Origin of the sequence: Bacillus sp. FJAT-42315 (assembly GCF_002797375.1) — a bacterium.
Classification (GTDB): Bacteria; Bacillota; Bacilli; order Bacillales; family Domibacillaceae; genus Bacillus_CE.
The window spans coordinates 2693977-2696973 of sequence record NZ_KZ454941.1; the positions used below are offsets into that span (position 1 = coordinate 2693977).

Sequence of the window (2997 nt, forward strand, 5' to 3'; positions counted from 1 at the left end):
GTAAACGAACACCGTGACAGGACTCCACTTCTCGCCACCAAACACGCCCTCCCATCGTTTTCTCTTTTGGCGTACTAATGCTGTTGTGAGCAATTGTCTCAACCATCTCCACTGGATCATCACCGAGGCATCCTTGCAGAATTTCACTTTCCCGAAATAACGCACATAAAGCGACAACCGTTGTCCAGCCAGCCAACGTTCTTCCTTTTTCAATTTGCACAAGCGTCTTTTTAGACATGCCAAGCACTTCTGACATTTTATCTTGCGTATAGCCTTTTTCTGTGCGAATCAGTTTGAGCTTACCGGACAATAATTCATTTACTTGTTGCTTATCCATTTGTATCACCTTCATTCCTTTTGGTGCAAGGGTCGTTCAAAAACTTCTACGAGCCTCTATCGCTATCTGCAACTTATTAAACAATCTTTACTAGTGTAATTTTATACTAAAATAGAAAATATTCCAATATAAAAAGCACCTAATTTAGGTGCTCATTCTTCCTTATTGATCCAATTAGGTGCGAGAAATACTCCAGTCACTACTAGCAAACAGCCAATCTTTTGCCAGAAATGCTTTTCAACAGGAAGCGAATAGCTACAAAAGGTAAGAATGACACCAACAACGGCCAGTATGGATCCGAAAATCATTCGTTTTGGCATCCTACATCCCCTCCGCTTTTTTAGGCCCTTCCTCAATTCGCAGCTTTTTCTGTCTAACACGACCATTCCATGAAAAATTCGTCCATATTCTTAACAGTTGTTCTATTGGTCCTCTTTTGAACCTTCTCAAGTAATAATGACTGGCGATTGCTTGTAGAGCATAAATCATGACCGCTAACACTATCCCCCAGATCATGCCTAATTTCCCAAATAATCCGAAACCATAGCCATAAAAAATCGTCGTACAAATCACGGTCTGCATTAAATAATTCGTTAACGACAACTTGCCAACACTTTCAAATGCGGCAGGAAATATCTTATTGGGCTTCCTTGTATAGAGCAGAGCAAACAGAAAAATATACCCGAGTGCTAACAAGCTGGCTCCAAGCATTTCAGCCACACCACTCCAAGCCGATTCGCTGACGTGTGGAATGACCTTTAGTGCAATACCGATTGGCAACATAAGTAGCGAGCCTTTTATGTATAGCGATCGCTCCTTTTGCAAGTGAACAAATGCGTTCGCTTTTGCCGCAAACATCCCAAATAAAAAGAGCGGAGCCGTAAGTAAGGGAGCCAAAATCAATATAACTACATAAAAAGCATCCGGTAAATTGAGTGGATCTTCATTATTACGATGGGCCTTAATTTCAGAATAACTACCGCTACTATAGATTGTTTTTGTTTCTTCAACATATTCAGCCATGATCTTTTTATCCTCGGCTGACTCTTCCATGTTTCCATATCCCAAAAATGACATGAGAATTAATAAAGATGTTCCCCAAATAAGTAGCGTCTTTTTACTACGATTCATAAACAACAAGAGAAAAAAGCCCATGAAACCATAAAAGAAGAGAATATCTCCTTCCCATAAGAAAGTGGAGTGTAAAAGCCCCGCGCACACCAAGAATAAAAATCGTCTGACAAAATATCGTTTTAACGGTACTCCTTTACGCTCCAAACTTTCCTTCATTTTAATCATCGAATAGCCAAATAAAAACGTAAAGATTGGCATAAAGCTGCCTTCAACTAATACTTTGACTAGTTTATAGGCTCCTAAATCAGCTGCTGATAACGAATAAAAACCGATTTCGTCCTTTCCCCAAATCCCATATTGAAAGATCAGCATATTGGCTAATAAAATCCCTAATAAACTAAAGCCTCTCATGCCATCAATCGCCGAAACTCTATATTTATCCATGAAATTCTCCTCACATGCGTTGATACTATTAATTTACACAAGAAAGGTTTCTTGGAAAGAAACAATAGATTAACATTTCATAAACTCTTTCTCTTCTGTTCAAGTTCTCGTAATGTTCATATGCTACTATAAGAAACGAGGTGTATAGAAATGGAAACAAGAAACATATTGCTCGTTGATGATGAAAAAGCGATTGTGAAAATGATTGAAACCGTTTTGCGAAAAGAAGGATTTGAACATATTTATACCGCACACACTGCAAACGAGGCGCTAGCTATATTAGAAAAAAGACAGATTGACTTAATTGTGCTTGATGTGATGTTACCTGATTATAGCGGGTTTGAATTATGCCCTAAAATTCGAGAAATATCAGAAGCCTATATTTTATTTGTCACAGCGAAAGTATCCGATCTAGATGTATTGACCGGGTTTGCTATTGGTGGAGATGACTATGTCACGAAGCCGTTTAACCCGTTGGAGATCGCCGCGAGAATTAAAGCTCATTTTCGCAGAATTTCATCCGTTGAAACATTACCAACAGCGAACAAAAAGAAAACATTTAACTTTGGAAGGTTTTTAGTAGATGAAGACAAAGGGGAATTATTAGTAGATGGTCAAGCTGTTTCATGCCCAACCCAAGTCTATTTACTTTTGTTGTATTTTTGTAAGCATCCAAATAAAGTCTTCTCTAAATCTGAACTACTTGAAGCGGTTTGGGGCTATAACCATTACGTCGATGACAATACGGTATCCGTTCATATAAGACGAATTAGAGAACGAATTGAAGAAGATCCAAGCCGACCGCAATTTTTAGTAACCGTCCGCGGTCTTGGTTACAAACTGGTTAAAGGAAAAATGACATGAAATCATTAAGAAGAAGACTGATTTGGCATTTTTCCATACAATTTATTACGTTAACAATTACAATTATTGTAATTGTTTTCGCTTTATTATTCCTATTACTTCAGCATTTAGCTGATGAAGAAGTAAAAAGAAATTTCCCAGTAGGGGTATTAGAAAACATCACAATAGAAACCACCATAGAGAATAACATAGCTAACATCGATGAAAAATGGGAAGCAAGACTAAAGCAAAGAAACATGTGGCTACAAATCATCAATCATAAAGGTGAAGTGATCGGA

Annotated in this window: 4 protein-coding genes and 1 pseudogene; 2 read left to right on the forward strand and 3 right to left on the reverse strand. The window is 38.0% G+C overall.

From position 1 onward, the window contains the following. The 3 genes from CEF22_RS13180 to CEF22_RS13185 all read right to left on the reverse strand — a co-directional run. The coding region (locus CEF22_RS13180; protein ID WP_100404012.1) for a helix-turn-helix transcriptional regulator at positions 1-337 on the reverse strand (337 nt) is incomplete at its 3' end. 152 nt (positions 338-489) lie between these two features. After that, complete coding sequence (locus CEF22_RS18550) at positions 490-657, reverse strand: hypothetical protein (protein ID WP_157843233.1); 168 nt, start codon at positions 655-657, stop codon at positions 490-492. A gap of 1 nt (position 658) precedes the next feature. Continuing rightward, entirely contained in the window at positions 659-1855 is a 1197-nt protein-coding gene (locus tag CEF22_RS13185; RefSeq protein ID WP_100403228.1) for a DUF418 domain-containing protein, read from the reverse strand. Between the two features lie 150 nt (positions 1856-2005). Here CEF22_RS13185 and CEF22_RS13190 point away from each other — a divergent pair, with 150 nt between their 5' ends. Together CEF22_RS13190 and CEF22_RS18730 are read left to right on the forward strand one after the other, a co-directional pair. Then, positions 2006-2719: a response regulator transcription factor gene (locus CEF22_RS13190; RefSeq protein ID WP_100403229.1), complete on the forward strand. Its 714-nt coding sequence runs from the start codon at positions 2006-2008 to the stop codon at positions 2717-2719. Beyond that, positions 2716-2997, forward strand: a pseudogene (locus CEF22_RS18730) (sensor histidine kinase); the annotation flags it as partial. The gene CEF22_RS13190 and the pseudogene CEF22_RS18730, both read left to right, overlap by 4 nt.